Origin of the sequence: Rosettibacter primus (assembly GCF_036860675.1) — a bacterium.
GTDB classification, from domain to species: domain Bacteria; phylum Bacteroidota; class Ignavibacteria; order Ignavibacteriales; family Melioribacteraceae; genus Rosettibacter; species Rosettibacter primus.
In genome coordinates this window covers 1-16240 of record NZ_JAYKGK010000012.1, presented here as the reverse complement: position 1 = coordinate 16240, position 16240 = coordinate 1, and the positions used below count along the sequence as shown (strand labels likewise).

Sequence of the window (16240 nt, the reverse complement as noted above, 5' to 3'; positions counted from 1 at the left end):
TTTAGGAATAAAAAGAGGGCGGTTTTTTTATGAATTATATATTTCTTTTCCTGTTAAATATTCCTTTGTGGAATGTTCAAGTTAATTTTGACAGTCTGCTTAAAGCAAATTCTACTTTGCCAGAAACTACTCAAATTAAAATTCTTATTGACAATTGCTGGTTATATCGAAACAGCAACCCTAAATTTGCAATTCAATGTGGTGATGAAGCAATTAAAAAAGCAAAAAGAATTGAAAATAAAAAGTTACACTCAGAAGCTTTGAATCTGCTTGGAGTTGTTTATCGTAATTTAGGCGAACATGAAAAAGCTTTATATCTCTATAATGATGCATTAAATCTTGCAATTGAATCTAAGGATTCAATTCAAATAGCATTTTCTTATAACAATATTGGTGGTATTTACAGACTTCAAGGAAATAATCCCCTTGCATTGGAATATGTTCTTAAGGCATTAAATATTTTTGAAAAGTTTAATCATAAAAAGGGAATCGCTTTTTGCTCAATTAATATTGGATTGATATATAAAAATCAGGGGGAAAACGATAGTGCATTAGAATATTTAATGAATACATTAGAAATTAGAAAAGAAATTAACGACGAACCCGGCATAGCGCTTACACTAAATCTAATTGCTGAAGTTTATACTGCTAAAAAAGATTTAAAGAATGCTATGAATTATTATCTGCTTGCTGAAAGCAAATACAAAAAGTTGAAAGATAAAAGAGGAATTGCTTCTGCATGGACTGGAATAGGCAACATTTTTAAATTGAAGAATGATTATAATAAAGCACTATATTATCATTCACAGGCACTTAATCTTTCTGAAAAATTAGATTATAACGAAGGCAAATTAAATAATCTAAATAAACTTGCTATAATTTATGCTGAACTTAACAGATTGGAAGAAGCAAAAGAATTTTTAAATCGTGCAAAAGAAACTATAAAAAATTTAAAAGCAGCTTACATCATACTTGAAAGTTATAAGCAATGGATTAGATTCAGTGAAATAATTAAAGATTATGAAAATGCATTTTATTACAGCCAAAAGTATAATGCCATGCAGGATTCGTTATTTAATCAACGAAATATATCAATTGTGGCAACTATGGAATCAATTTATAAAGCAGAAAAATCAGAACGGGAAAATGCAATTCTTCAAAAAGATATTGAACTTGCAGAACGACAGAGAGATTATTTTATCGTAATTACTCTTTTGATTCTTTTAATTTCAGTTATTACATACAGTCGTTACATTACCAAAAAAATTGCAAATGAAAAATTGAAAAATCTTAATTCGATGAAAGATACACTTTTAAGAATAATTGCCCATGATTTAAGAATTCCTTTTAATGTTCTTTTTGGCTATCTAAGTTTATTAAAGGACAACTATGAAACTTTAAGTGACGAAGAAAAATTAAGTTATCTTAACAATATGGAAAAAGCTGCAAAACAAAATTTTCACTTGCTTGAAAATTTATTACTCTGGTCTCGTGCTCAAACTGGAAGACTAGAAATTGATATTAAAGAATTGTGTCTTTATGAGATAGTTCTTGAGAATTTTTCAATATTTAATTCTGTTGCAAAGACAAAAAATATTTTACTTGAAACGAATGTACCTGAGGATATAATAGTTAAGGCAGATGAAAATATGCTCAATACTATTTTAAGAAATCTCATTCAAAATGGAATTAAGTTTACGAATGAAGGAGGAAAAGTATTAATTAATGCTGAAAGAGAAAATAAATATGTGAAAATAACAGTAGAAGATGATGGTATTGGAATGGATGATGAAACAATAAATAAACTTTTTGAACTTGATATTAACAAAAGCCGCAATGGGACTGCAGGTGAATCTGGAACCGGATTGGGATTAATTCTATGCAGAGATTTTATAGAAAAGCTAAATGGAAAACTTTTTGTTGAAAGCCAGATAAATAAAGGAAGCAAATTTATTTTTACACTTCCATCTGCAAATAATGTTTAATGTAAATTATTTCCTTCAATCCATGAATTGTCTTCTAATAAAAATTTCTAAAATCGATTTACTATCTTCCACTTGGTTTTCTTATATTTGTCACTAAAAAAATTTGCTGGAGGTGTAAAATCGCAAAGGGACAAAACGAAACGGTAGAAAAAATTGTATCGCTTGCAAAGCGAAGGGGATTTGTTTTTCAATCAAGTGAAATTTATGGCGGCTTAAACGGCTGCTGGGATTATGGTCCGCTCGGTGTTGAACTTCTAAGAAATATCAAGGAAGAATGGTGGAAAGCCATGACTTACCGGGAAGATATTGAAGGACTTGATGCTGCTATTCTTATGCATCCTAAAGTTTGGGAAGCAAGCGGACATGTCGAAAATTTTACAGACCCAATGATTGACTGTAAACAATGTAAAGCTAGATTCAGATTAGATACTTTAACAGAACTAATCTCAGATAAAAATAAAGAAAAGGCACTTAGGGAACTTGATTCTTCTTTACTTGAACAGGAAGGCTCTCTTGATGATAAATTTACTGCTGTTCTTGAAAATCAATCATTGGCTTCAAAGTTACTCGATATAATTAATTGTCCTCAATGTGGTAATAAAGGCACATTTACACAACCCAGAAAATTTAATTTGATGTTCAAAACTTTTTTAGGTCCTGTAGAAGATGAAAGCAATGTGATTTATTTAAGACCTGAAACAGCACAGGGTATTTATGTTAATTTTCTTAATGTAGCAAATTCAAGCAGACAGAAACTTCCTTTTGGAATAGCTCAGATTGGCAAAGCTTTTCGAAATGAAATCAATACAAAAAATTTTCTTTTCCGCACCCGTGAATTTGAACAAATGGAAATGCAGTATTTCGTTAAACCAGGTACAGACAAAAAATATTATGATGAATGGAAAGAGATTAGAATTGATTGGTATAAATCACTCGGTATGACCCCAACAAAACTTCGATTCCATGACCATCCTCAAAATAAATTAGCTCATTATGCAAAAGAAGCAACAGATATTGAATATGAATTCCCATTTGGCTGGGGAGAAATAGAAGGGATTCACAATAGAACCGATTATGATTTAAGTCGTCATCAACAATATTCCGGCAAATCTCAATTATATTTTGATGATGAAACAAAAGAAAAATATATTCCATATATAATTGAGACCTCTGCTGGTGCAAGCCGCTCATTTATGGCTTTCCTTATTGATGCTTACTATGAAGAAGAAGTTAATGGCGAATTAAGAAGTGTTCTGAGATTTCATCCCAAATTAGCTCCAATTAAAGCAGCTGTATTTCCACTTGTTAATAAAGATGGAATGCCTGAAGTAGCAAAAAAAATTGAAGCTGATTTGAGACCACATCTTAAAATATTTTATGATGATAAAGGTGCGATTGGACGCCGTTATAGAAGAATGGATGAAGCAGGAACTCCGTTTTGCATTACAGTTGATACTCAAACTCTTCAGGATGAAACTGTTACGGTTCGTGAACGTGATTCAATGAATCAAGTTCGTGTATCTATCAGCAGTTTGTTGAATTATTTTTTAGATAAATTAAGATAATTCATAAAGCAAGATAATTACTTAGTTATTGCTTTCTGTTTTTTTTGAAAGTTAAACTTCATGGGAGTTGCTAAAAAGTTCTATGTCCTATTAAAATATTGCTTTTTAATGCAACTCCTGAAGTAAATGTAAAAATAAGAATAGGACATGAACTGATATATACTTAAGTTATTGTTTTTTTCTGTAACCTTGATTTATTAAACTTATCTGTTTAAATGCAGAGAAGACAAATTCAGATATTATAAATGGAGCTTAATCTTTACTTCGCAGGGCTAAAAAATTTTGCAACTAATAAGCATATTTACACAACTAAATAGCCACACAAAATAAGGGGTAATTTAAAATGAAAAGCAGGTTAATATTCTTGTTGCTTATATTTTGTTATGTTATGACTTCAGCTCAACCCAGAAAAATTAATTTTGTGCAATATAAACTTAATAATGGGCTGAATGTAATTTTACATCAGGATAATTCAACTCCAATAGTAGCAATATCAGTATTGTATCATGTAGGAAGTAAAAATGAAGACCCTGAAAGAACGGGATTTGCTCATTTTTTTGAACATCTTATGTTCGAAGGCTCGCCAAACATTCCTCGTGGTGAATACTTCAAAATTATTGAAGCTGCAGGAGGGGAACTTAATGCTAATACTTCATTCGACAGAACTTTTTATTACGAAATTCTTCCTTCGAATCAATTAGAACTTGGTTTATATATGGAATCTGAAAGAATGCTTCATTTAAAGATCGATAGCATTGGAGTTGAGACACAAAGAAAAGTAGTTAAAGAAGAAAGAAAACAGCGTTATGAAAATCAGCCTTATGGTTCATTGATAGAAAAGCTCTTCAGTAATGCTTACAAAGTTCACCCGTATAGATGGACACCAATTGGTCAGGTACAATATATTGACCAGGCAAAGCTCGATGAATTCATTGCTTTCTACAAAAAATATTATGTCCCCCAAAATGCAACTCTGAGTATAGCAGGAGATATTGATATTGAGAAGACAAAAGAATTAGTTCAAAAATATTTTGGTGAAATTCCGAAAGGGACTCAAGAAATTACCCGCCCAAATATTGTAGAGCCGGAACAAACTCAAGAGGTAAGAGAAGTTGTATATGATAATGTTCAACTTCCAATGGTAGTTTTTGGTTATCATATGCCAAAGCAAGGAACACCGGATTATTATGCATTGAGCATTTTAACTACTGTTCTTTCTGGTGGTGAAAGTTCAAGACTTCAGAAAGAAATTAAAGATAAACAGCAGAAAGCTCTTGCAGTTGGTTCAATACCAATTCCTATGGAAGACCCCGGATTGTTTATTGTTTATGGACTTGCAAATGTTGGTGTTACTGCAGAAGATTTAGAAGCTGCTATTCAAAAGGAAATTGAAAAAGTTAAAAACGAATTAATAAGCAATTATGAGTTTCAAAAAGTTCGAAATCAAATCGAAAGTGATTTTGTAAAAAGAAATTCAACAATGATTGGTATTGCTGAAGACCTTGCAAATTATTTTGTTTATTACGGCGATGCAAATTTAATTAACACCGAAATTCAAAGATATATGAAAGTTACTCGAGAAGATATTAAAAGAGTAGCAAATAAATATTTAAAAAATGAAAACAGAGTAGTTTTGTATTATCTTCCAAAATCATTTGAGAAAAAGTAATCTGATTAAATAAAAAATTTATGTGGAAAAAAAGGAGTTTTGAAAAATGATTAAAAAAATATTGTTAATAGCATTAATGATTGTTGTGCCTTTATATGCACAACTTGACAGATCAAAGCGTCCTCAACCCGCTCCAGCCCCAGAAGTCAAAATTGGAGAATACGAATCTTTCGAATTGCCAAATGGATTAAAAGTTTTTGTGGTCGAAAATCATAAGCTCCCAAGAGTAACATTTAATTTATTTATTGATATTGACCCTATTCTCGAAGGAAATCATGCTGGATATATTTCCGCAGCAGGAGAATTATTAAGAACCGGCACTAAAACAAGAACAAAAGATAAACTTGATGAAGAAATTGATTTTATTGGAGCTGAATTATCTACTTCTCCAAATGGAATTACTGCAAGTGGACTTGAAAAGCATAAAGAAAAAATTCTTGAAATAATGTCTGATATAATTCTAAATGCAAATTTCAAACAGGAAGAACTCGATAAGATAAAAAAGCAAATGCTTTCTTCTATTGCTGTATCTAAAGATGAACCAAATTCTATAGCAAGAAGAGTAAGTTCTGTATTAATGTTTGGGAAGAATCATCCTTATGGCGAAACAGAAACAGAGGAATCAGTTAATTCAATTACTCTTGAAATGTGTAAGAATTATTATGAAACTTACTTCAAACCAAATGTAGCATATCTTGCTGTGGTGGGAGATATTAATAAAGAAAAAGCAAAATCTCTTATTCAAAAATATTTTGGTAAATGGGAAAAGAAAGAAGTTCCAAAAAATTCTTATGAAACACCAAAACCACCATTAATAAATAAAGTTTGTCTGGTTGACCGTCCCAATTCAGTTCAATCTGTGATTGCAATTTGTTATCCTGCAGAATTAAAAATTGGAAGTGAAGATGAAATTAAAGCTTCAGTAACAAATTTGATTCTTGGGGGCAGTGCAACAGGCAGATTATTTATGAATCTGAGAGAATCGAAAGGTTATACTTATGGTTCTTATTCTCAACTTAAAGCTGACCCAATTGCGGGAAGTTTCTTTGCTTTTGCTCAGGTTAGAAATAGTGTTACCGACAGTGCAATTACAGAAATGTTAAAAGAAATGAAAAGAATTAGAAATGAAAAAGTAACTGAACAAGAACTTGAGAAAGCAAAAAATTATTTAGCAGGAGAATTTATAAGAAGTCTCGAAAATCCAGCAACTATTGCTCGATTTGCAATCAATACTGCAAGATTCAATCTTCCTAAAGATTTTTATAAAAATTATCTGAAGAATCTTGCTTCAATTACAGCTGATGATGTTCTTGAAACAGCAAAGAAATATATAAAACCAGGTAATGCATATATTCTTGTTGTTGGTAACGGTGAAGAGATTTCAAAAAATCTTATAAACTTCAGTATCACTGGAAAAATTGAATATTATGATGTGTTTGGTAATCCATATGACCCAACATTAAAAAAATTACCAGCAGGACTTACAGTTGAACAAGTTCTCAATAAATATATTGAGGTAATAGGAGGAAAAGAAAATTTATTGAAAGTGAAAGATAAAGTAGTAAAATTAACAGGCTCTACTCAGGGAATGAATATTAATGTTACAATATCTCAAAAGTATCCCAATAAATTAATGCAATTAATTGATGCAGGAGTATTTCAACAAAAAACAATTTTTGATGGAGAAAAAGGAAAAGTTGAAATAATGGGACAATCCCAGGAACTTAATAGCGAGCAGGTTGAATCATTAAAAGAGCAGGCATTAGATGCTCCACTTGATTATCCAAAATATGGATTAAAACCTGAACTTGTGGGTATTGAATCAATTAATGGAAAAGATGCATACAAAGTTGTTTTGACTTCTTCTTCAGGAAAGAAAACAACACAATATTATGATGTTGAAACAGGATTGTTGGTAAGAACTATTAGTAATGTTACAACACCTCAAGGAAGTTTTGCCCAGACTATGGATGTAAGCGATTATAAAGAAGTGCAGGGAGTAAAATATCCATTTAAATATGTTCAGAGTTTTGGTCCGCAGTCTATTGAATTATATGTTTCTTCAATTGAAATAAATACAAATCTTCCAGATTCACTTTTTGAAGTGAAATAATTTTTTTAAGGGGTCATTTCAAAAACTTAAGGTTGGCTTTACAGGATTATTTTGGAATGACCTCTTTTTATATCTTTGTGTAGTTATTTTAATTATAAGGAGAGATATGCCAAAATATTCTGTTATTGTTTTTGACCTCGGGAATGTTTTAATCCCCTTCGATTATTCAAAAGTTGTAAATAAGCTCAATTCAATAAGTGATGGTCTTGGAGATAAGTTTGCAAGACTTTACAGCGAAAATTATGAATATCATCGAAATTTTGAACGGGGCAAAATTTCTCGTAAAGAATTTTTAGATACTATGTCCAGCTGGCTGGAGCATAAAGTTTCAGAAGAAAATTTTTGTAAAATTTATTCTGATATTTTTACTTTGAACGAGAAAGTCGTATCATTAATTCCACAGCTTAAGAAGAATTTTAAAGTTGTGTTACTATCAAATACAAATGAAATTCATGAAGAATATGGATATGGTCATTATGAATTTTTGAATTACTTCGATAAAATTTTTCTTTCTCATAAAGTTGGAGCAGTTAAGCCAGAAGAAAAAATTTACAGAGCGGTAGAATCTTACACACAAAAACCATCTAACGAACATTTATTTATTGATGATGTTCTTGAATACATTGAAGGAGCGAAAAGATGTGGCTGGGATGGAATTCACTTTCAAAATTATGATATGCTCATTAAAGAATTAAAAAATAGAAATATCTTTCTTGATGGAATTAATTGAGCCATTTTTTCCAGATTTCTGGTTGATATCCAACAGTAACTTCTTTACCGTAACGTACTATTGGAGTTTTTATCAAAAGTGGGTCATTTAATAATTCTTCTTCAATATCAAAAATCATAAACTGAAGATTTCTTTTCTTAAATTGTTTTCCCTCTCTGTTAATTAAATCTTCAATAGGAATTTTTGTTTTAATATTTTCAAGTTCACCTTTTGTTAATCCTTTTTCATTCAAATCTCTGAAGTGATATTGAATTCTGCGTTCTTTGAAAAATCTTTCAGCTTTGCGTGTTTCATTGCAACTCTTCGTCCCAATTATTTGAATATTAATTTGATTCATTATTAACTCAAATAAAATTGTAAAGCACTTCAGATAATCATATTTTTGAAAACAAAAATAAAAAAATAAATTTTGAGGCTAACATGCATTTAATAAAAAAATTATTTTATCTAATAATTATGGGATTTTTGATTATGAGCTGTGCAAATCAAGAAAGAAAAGATGATTTCAAATATGTAACAGAACAATTTGCAGATTTAAGAATTCAGAGATATAAAGTTGATGGATTCGAAAATCTTACTCTGCAGCAAAAGAAATTAGTCTATTATCTTTATCAAGCTGCTTTGTATGGAAGAGATATAATCTGGGATCAGAATTATAAATACAATCTATTAATCAGAAAAACTCTTGAAGCAATAGTAAAAACTTATAAAGGAGATAGAACTACTCCGGATTTTCAGAATTTTATGGTTTATACAAAAAGAGTTTGGTTTTCAAATGGGATTCATCATCATTATTCAAATAAAAAATTTCTGCCGGAATTTTCGAAAGAATATTTTGCAGAACTAATTAAAAATTCTGACCCGAAAGAATTTCCACTAAAGGAAAATGAAACAATTGAAAATTTGATAACAAAATTAGAACCTATATTATTTGACCCCAATGTAGATGCAATTAAAGTCAATCAAAATCCCGAGTATGATTTGATAAAAACATCTGCAGTTAATTTTTATGAAAATTTAACACAGAAGGAAGTAGAAAATTATTACAAAAAAATTATCAAGCCGAATGATGAAAGGCCAATTTCATATGGATTGAATTCAAAAATGGTAAAGGAAAATGGACAAATTTACGAACGTGTCTGGAAATTAAATGGGATGTATGATGCTGCAATTCAAAAAATTGTTTACTGGCTAAAAAAAGCAGTTGAAGTTTCAGAAAATGAACAGCAAAGAAAAGCTCTGAATTTATTGATTGAATATTATGAAACCGGCGATTTGAAGAAATGGGATGAATATAATATTGAATGGGTCAAAGATACTTCTTCAGTTATAGATGTGATTAATGGATTTATCGAAACTTATAATGACCCGCTTGGATTCAGAGGGTCGTTTGAATCGGTTGTTTCGTTCAAAGATTTTGAAGCAACAAAAAGAATAAAAGCAATAAGCGATAATGCACAATGGTTTGAAGATAATTCTCCAATAATGCCTGAACATAAGAAAAAAAATGTTAAGGGAATTTCTGCAAAGGTAATTACAGTTGTTGTAGAATCTGGGGATGCTTCGCCGTCAACACCAATTGGAATTAATTTGCCAAATGCAGAATGGATTAGAAAAGAACATGGTTCAAAATCTGTAAATCTTGGTAATATTGTTTACTCTTATAATAAAGCTTCAGAAACAAGCGGAGTGCTCGAAGAATTTGCATTTTCAAAAGAAGAAATTGAAAGAGCAAAAAAATATGGGGCACTTGCAAGTGATTTACATACTGACATGCATGAAGTTATTGGTCATGCTTCAGGTCAAATTAATCCTAATGTTGGACAGCCAAATGAAACATTGAAAAATTATGCTTCAACTCTTGAAGAAGCTAGAGCAGATTTAGTTGCGTTGTATTTCATCATGGATAAAAAATTAGTTGATATTGGAGTGATGCCTTCTCTTGAAGTAGGCAAAGCAGAATATGATTCATTTATAAGAAATGCATTAATGGTTCAGTTGGCTCGAGTAAAACCTAAAGAAAATCTGGAAGAAGCTCATATGAGAAATAGACAACTTATTGCTAAATGGGCTTATGAAAAAGGTTTGCCGGAAAATATTATTGAGAAAAAAAATAAAAATGGGAAAACATATTTCGTTATTAATGATTATGATAAACTAAGAAACCTTTTTGGACAGCTGCTTCGCGAAATTCAGAGAATAAAATCAGAAGGCGATTATGAAGCAGGAAAAAATCTGGTTGAAAATTATGGTGTAAAAGTTGATACTGAACTTCATAATGAAGTTTTGGAAAGATATCAGAAATTAAATATTGCACCTTATGCAGGTTTTATTAATCCTAAATTAATTCCTGTTATGAATGGCGATGAAATAATTGATGTGAAGATTGAATATCCAGAAGATTTTACAGAACAAATGCTTTACTATGCTAATGAGTATTCTGTACTACAAGTAAATAATTAAGTTTTTATTTAAGTCCATCTGCGTGCTTATTGGTATGCAGGTGGACTTTTCATTTAATAAATTCAATAAATTTTTTTAACCGAATTCTTAAATCAAATCAGAATATTGACCGTTAATAACATTCAATAAATCTGAAGGTGAAATTTTTATCTGCATTCCTCTCACTCCAGCACTTACATAAATGTAATCGAAAAGTTGAGCTGATTCATCAATAAAAGTTGGAAACAATTTTTTCATCCCGATTGGTGAACAACCGCCTCTGATATAGCCTGTAATTGGTTGGAGTTCCTTAACCTTTATTAATTCTATTTTTTTTGAATTGCATGCTTTTGCTGCTTTTTTCAGATTTAATTCATAACAGCCGGGAATTACAAAAACATAAAAATTATTTTCTTCGTTATGCGCTACAAGTGTCTTAAATACAATTTCTAAATTTACTCCTAACTTTTTTGCAACGGAAACAGCATCAATTTCCTCTTCGTTAAATTCATATTCCACAGTTTCAAATGAAATATTTTTTGATTCAAGAATTCTAATAGCATTGGTTTTCAAATTAACCTCAATTGATAAAATATCATCTCGAATTTAAAAATAATTTCTATTAGAAGAAGGGCACTGAGCTCTAATTATTTACTGAATGAGTTTTTAATTATCAGATTTAAGTTCTTTAAGAATTTGGATTACTTTTTTCAGAAATATTAAAATCAAAATAAGCATTAATCCAAGTATTAGATAGGTAATCATTTTCATGTCTTTCTTTTTTGCCCTGTGCAATAGTAAAATAAAATTTCGAAAGTTTTTGTGAGCCTTGTCAAGAATAAAAAAAATTAGAATTATGTAGTGTTTTAAATTATTCTTGACTAATTTTATAACCAACATTTATGAGGGGAACACCATGAAAAAATTAATTATTATTTTCTTTATAGGATTTTTTATGAAGTCATTTGCTCAACTTCCACCAATTATTGACAGAGAACTTTTCTTTGGAGACCCGGAAATTTCAGGTGCTCAAATTTCTCCAGATGGAAAGTATATTACCTTTATCAAGCCTTACAATAATGTGCGAAACATTTGGATTAAAGAAATTAATCAAAAATTTGAAGAAGCTCGTCCATTAACTAATGACACAAAAAGACCTATTACAAATTATTTCTGGTCAAGGGATAGTAAGTATATTCTTTATGTTCAGGATCAGGGAGGTAATGAAAATTTTAGAGTATATGCTGTAAGTCCACTTGATAAAGGAGACCCAGTTCCACCTTCAAGAGATTTAACACCACTCGAAAATGTAAGGGCTTATATTTATGATGTTCCAAAGAAAACTCCAAATGAAATTTTTATTGGCCTTAACGACCGCAATCCTCAACTTCATGATGTATACAAATTGAATTTAACAACAGGAGAAAGAACTTTAATTCGAAAAAATGACGAGAATGTAGCAGAATGGATTTTTGATTTAGATGGTAATTTAAGACTTGGAATAAGGCAAACTGAAGATGGAGGGACAGAAATTTTGAAAATAGATGGTGATAAATTAATTCCCATTTATAAAGTATCAAGTGAAGAAACAGCTGAACCATACAGATTTACGCCAGATGGAAAAAGTTTTTATCTGGTAACTAATAAAGGGGATAAAGTTGATAAGACAGAATTAGTTTTATTTGATATGGAAACAGGCAAAACAAAGTTTATTGAAAGGGATCCTAAGAACGAAGTTGATTTTGGTGGTGCTATTTTTTCTGATATTACAAATGAACTTATAGCTACATATTATAGAGCTGACAGGTTAAGAATTTATTTTAAAAACAAAGATTTCGAAAAAGCTTTTATGCAATTGAAAAAAGCTGTTCCAGAAGGTGAGATATTTTTGAATTCTATGTCTGAAGATGAAAATTTATGGATTGTAAGTGTCTCGAGAGATGTAGATCCAGGTTCCACTTATTTGTTCAACAGAATAACAGGCAAAGCTGAACTGCTCTATAAATCAAGACCAAACTTACCTACAGAATATCTTGCTGAGATGAAACCAATTAAATATAAAGCTAAGGATGGATTGTTAATTCCTGCATACTTAGTGTTGCCTAAAGGTATTACACCAAAAAAACTGCCAGCAATTGTATTTCCTCATGGGGGTCCATGGGCTCGTGATTTTTGGGGTTACAATCCTTTCGCACAATTTTTAGCTAACAGAGGTTATGCAGTATTATTGCCAAACTTTAGAGGTTCTACAGGTTACGGTAAAAAATTTTTGAATGCAGGAAATAAGCAATGGGGAAGAGGTGCAATGCAGCAGGATATTACTGATGGTGTGAATTATTTAATTAAAGAAGGAATTGCTGACCCAAAAAGAATAGGAATTGCAGGAGGTTCATATGGTGGATATGCAACATTAGCAGGTTTGGCATTTACTCCTGATTTATATGCTGCAGGGTTTGATATTGTAGGACCATCAAATATTATTACATTATTGAATTCAATTCCACCATACTGGGCTCCAGTAAAGAAAATTTTTACTGTGAGAGTTGGAGACCCGGATAATCCCCAAGAAAGGAAAATGCTTGAAGAACAATCACCGCTTAATTATGCAAGCAATATCAAAGCTCCATTATTTGTTGTGCAGGGAGCTAATGACCCCCGTGTTAAAAAAGCTGAATCAGACCAAATTGTAGTAGCTTTGAGAAATTTAGGAAGACAGGTTGAATATATCGTTGCCCCTGATGAGGGACATGGATTTCTCGGTAAAGAAAATCGACTTGCAATGATAGTAGCAATGGAGAAATTTTTTGCTAAACATTTAGGCGGAAGAATGCAGGAAGATGTTAAACCAGAAATACAAAAAAGACTTGATGAGATAACCGTTGATATTAAAACTGTTACAATGCCAAAACAAGAAACTGTTAGTAGTATTCTTACTACTTTTGATGGTTCAGTAATTCAATCATCATTGTTAAATTATCTTGTTAAGATTGAAACAAGAGGTCAAAAATTTGAAATGAATGTAAGCAGAGAAATAACAAAATCTGAACTCAATGGAAGAAGTGTTTTTGTTATAGTTGATGCAGCAACAGGCATGATGGGAGGAAATGATACATTAATAGTTGATGCAAATACATTATTGCCAATAAAAAGAAATATCAAACAGGGACCAGCTACTATTCATTTAACATTTAGTCCGGATAAAGTAGAAGGGCAAATTGAAGCCGGTCCCCAAAAAATGCCTGTAAACATAAAAATTGATTCTCCAGTTTTAACAGAGGGAGCTGGAGTAGAATTAGCATTGAGGTCTTTGCCATTAGCAGAAGGATATAAAACATCATACAAACAAGTTGATATAATGAAAGCAAATGTGCAGACAATGATTATTGAAGTAACCGGTAAAGAAAAAGTAACACTTCCATCAGGAGAGTATGAAACATATAAAATTTTGGTTAAACCAGCAGAAAGTGATGAAGGTGCACAAACTTTATGGCTTGATGTTACAACAAAAACATTGGTAAAATCTGAATCCAAACTTGGCGCAATGATGGGAGGTGGTACAGTAACAGTTGAATTAACGAAATAAATTAGAATTATGATATATTATAATAAAAAGAAAAATTGTTAGCTTGTTTTTAAATTAAAAAGCAAATTAGTAGATAAAAAAGTTAGTAGAAAAAGACGGCCTATAGGTCGTCTTTTTTTATGAGATTGTATGAGAATTATAAATCGAAATTTATTTTGTTTATAAATGTTTTGAAATTATTGTCTTTTCATAAAAGCCAGATAAATATCACATTACAATTGATGTTTTTATACAATCTGTATATTAGGGGTAATAATGAATTAACATAAGATATAATGTTTAACCAAGTTGAGGGTATATCTCAAAAAAATTTAAAGTCAATTTTGAAAAACTTCTCTTTCAATACTCTTATAAATTAGCAAAAGAGGAAATTGTTATAGCACTTATATTCATTCGAATATCAATGAAGTTATTAATGTTATAAGATTTCTTAAATATATAATCTAATTTGTCTAATTCCCATTAAAAGCTTTTTAACTTGAGGGTAACATGATTGAAAATTTTTTCAGTCAATTCAACCTAAAAGTAGTTAATTATAAAATTTATGATTCAGAGAATATATTCAATGGATTAGCTGAGGAACTTTACAAAGGTAAAACTAAGAAGTGTATTTTATTGAGAAAAATTGTTAATAAGTGTAAAAAAAAATTATTGCAAGAAAATAATTATGATGATTTAAAATTATTAAATGAAATTAGGTCTATAATTAATGGTAAATGGTTAGAGATTTATACATGCTTTCTGCTTTTCAAGATAATTAATGAATGTGCTATATACTTTAGCCACATTAATTATCAAATTTATTATGATGTTGAACTTACAAGTATCTATAATAATAAACATTATGAACTGGACGTTATCGCAGTAATAGAAAATTATATTTACTGGATTGAATGTAAAAGTGGTAGTTTTGATGAGAGTGATATAAAAAAATATTCAGCTATCAAAGAGAGACTTGAATTTGATGATAATCATGCATTTTGTGTTTTGCATTTGGCTAATCCTAAATACTGTCAAAAAATTGAAGAGAAGTATGATTTTCGAACAATTACATCAGAACAATTTTTCACAATCCTTTGGAAATGTATTTTTAATGATTTATATAAAATTAGAGATGAGTTAGATTTGATTATTAAAAATGAAAATTAAAATCATCTTGTGTGTGTATCTAAGATTACAACTATAATTACAAACAAGTGTTATTTCTTTTTCTTATAAAATTGAAATACCTGGAGATTAAATTTTTTTGACATTAAAAAGAGTGCATGATACTATTCTTGGAGATTTAAAATTTTCGAAGCAGAGATTTTAGGTAGGTTTTAGTTGTCCATTGAGGGCTTATAAATATTTTCGAAATATTTCTTTTCTTCACAAGTCATTAATTACATAATAATTTTGGTATAAATAATTTCTGTTCTTTTTGTCATTCCGAGTGCGGTTAAAATTGTGATTCGCTGAATTTCGAGGGCATTCAGTTCAGAATCACATTTTGCCGCACTTCTTCTTCTAGTAAAAACAATTAGGAAAATTTATGGCAAATAATATCAAAAAATTAAAGGCTCATAAATGCAGTATTAAAGAATGTATGAATCTTGTTAAATTCAAAGGCTCTTTCTGCAACAATTGTATAAACAAAATATGCGATGAAGATTATGTTATTATTCTCTGTCCTATATGTGAAACTTTGCTTGATGTAATTAAATTAGAAGAGTGTTATGAAAGTGATAATAACAAAATTAAATATTGCATTTGCTGTGATTGCTTTTCTCAGTTTGAAATAATTCAAGGAGATGATGAACCTTTAGATGAATAATATCAAAATAGTTAATATTTGGTATGCAAGTTATTTAAGGTAAGATTTCATATGTCTAAAATTGTTGAACCAATTATAGCCCCAAAAAATAATTTTACTAGAACCTGTGAAATAAGTTTATTGAAGTTAATACTTGTCGCAACTTTTCATCTTACAATTTGCAAAAACTAGATTCGTGATGCGCTCAAATACTTTCCAAATTATTATATTTAATTTTAATTGTAGCCATCGGTTTTTCATAGATTTCTAAAATAAAAAGCATCATCATTCGAAGAGGCTTTTTACTTAGTAGCGGGGGTAGGACTTGAACCTACAATTCGCCGTTGGCGAATTATGAGCC

11 protein-coding genes are annotated in these 16240 nt (G+C 30.2%); 9 read left to right on the top strand and 2 right to left on the bottom strand.

Annotated elements, in window-relative coordinates; all coding sequences use genetic code 11:
• The first annotated feature begins 29 nt into the window (after positions 1-29).
• The 5 genes from VJY32_RS12660 (at position 30) to VJY32_RS12640 (ending at position 8062) form a co-directional block, all read left to right on the top strand.
• The gene (locus VJY32_RS12660; protein WP_353678289.1) at positions 30-1985 is read left to right on the top strand and encodes a tetratricopeptide repeat-containing sensor histidine kinase; all 1956 of its coding nucleotides are present in this window, start codon (positions 30-32) and stop codon (positions 1983-1985) included.
• A 119-nt stretch (positions 1986-2104) separates the two neighbouring features.
• Positions 2105-3550 carry a glycine--tRNA ligase gene (locus VJY32_RS12655; RefSeq protein ID WP_353678361.1) on the top strand — a complete coding sequence of 482 codons (1446 nt, stop codon included), beginning with the start codon at positions 2105-2107 and terminating at the stop codon, positions 3548-3550.
• Between the two features lie 343 nt (positions 3551-3893).
• Positions 3894-5219 (top strand): M16 family metallopeptidase, encoded by a 1326-nt coding sequence (locus tag VJY32_RS12650; RefSeq protein WP_353678288.1) that lies wholly within the window; start codon positions 3894-3896, stop codon positions 5217-5219.
• Between the two features lie 46 nt (positions 5220-5265).
• Positions 5266-7332 (top strand): insulinase family protein, encoded by a 2067-nt coding sequence (locus tag VJY32_RS12645; RefSeq protein WP_353678287.1) that lies wholly within the window; start codon positions 5266-5268, stop codon positions 7330-7332.
• Positions 7333-7438: 106 nt separating this feature from the next.
• Positions 7439-8062, top strand: coding sequence for an HAD family hydrolase (locus VJY32_RS12640; protein ID WP_353678286.1), 624 nt, complete (start codon positions 7439-7441; stop codon positions 8060-8062).
• Here the strand turns inward: VJY32_RS12640 and VJY32_RS12635 are convergent.
• On the bottom strand, positions 8055-8390 hold the full coding sequence (locus VJY32_RS12635; RefSeq protein ID WP_353678360.1) for an arsenate reductase family protein: 336 nt from the start codon (positions 8388-8390) through the stop codon (positions 8055-8057). The genes VJY32_RS12640 and VJY32_RS12635 overlap by 8 nt on opposite strands.
• Before the next feature lie 92 nt (positions 8391-8482).
• On the opposite strand from VJY32_RS12635, the gene VJY32_RS12630 reads away from it, so the two are divergent.
• The gene (locus tag VJY32_RS12630; RefSeq protein WP_353678285.1) at positions 8483-10525 is read left to right on the top strand and encodes a dipeptidyl-peptidase 3 family protein; all 2043 of its coding nucleotides are present in this window, start codon (positions 8483-8485) and stop codon (positions 10523-10525) included.
• A gap of 87 nt (positions 10526-10612) precedes the next feature.
• On the opposite strand, the gene ybaK is transcribed toward VJY32_RS12630, so the two are convergent.
• Positions 10613-11089 carry a Cys-tRNA(Pro) deacylase gene (ybaK, locus tag VJY32_RS12625; protein ID WP_353678359.1) on the bottom strand — a complete coding sequence of 159 codons (477 nt, stop codon included), beginning with the start codon at positions 11087-11089 and terminating at the stop codon, positions 10613-10615.
• 331 nt (positions 11090-11420) lie between these two features.
• Between ybaK and VJY32_RS12620 the strand changes: the two genes are divergently transcribed.
• The 3 genes from VJY32_RS12620 to VJY32_RS12610 all read left to right on the top strand — a co-directional run bounded on the left by VJY32_RS12620 (position 11421) and on the right by VJY32_RS12610 (position 15900).
• Positions 11421-14087, top strand: a complete 2667-nt coding sequence (locus VJY32_RS12620) for a S9 family peptidase (protein WP_353678284.1) — start codon at positions 11421-11423, stop codon at positions 14085-14087.
• Between the two features lie 489 nt (positions 14088-14576).
• Positions 14577-15236 (top strand): Card1-like endonuclease domain-containing protein, encoded by a 660-nt coding sequence (locus VJY32_RS12615; RefSeq protein ID WP_353678283.1) that lies wholly within the window; start codon positions 14577-14579, stop codon positions 15234-15236.
• A 382-nt stretch (positions 15237-15618) separates the two neighbouring features.
• Positions 15619-15900, top strand: coding sequence for a hypothetical protein (locus tag VJY32_RS12610; protein ID WP_353678282.1), 282 nt, complete (start codon positions 15619-15621; stop codon positions 15898-15900).
• Positions 15901-16240: the final 340 nt, after the last annotated feature.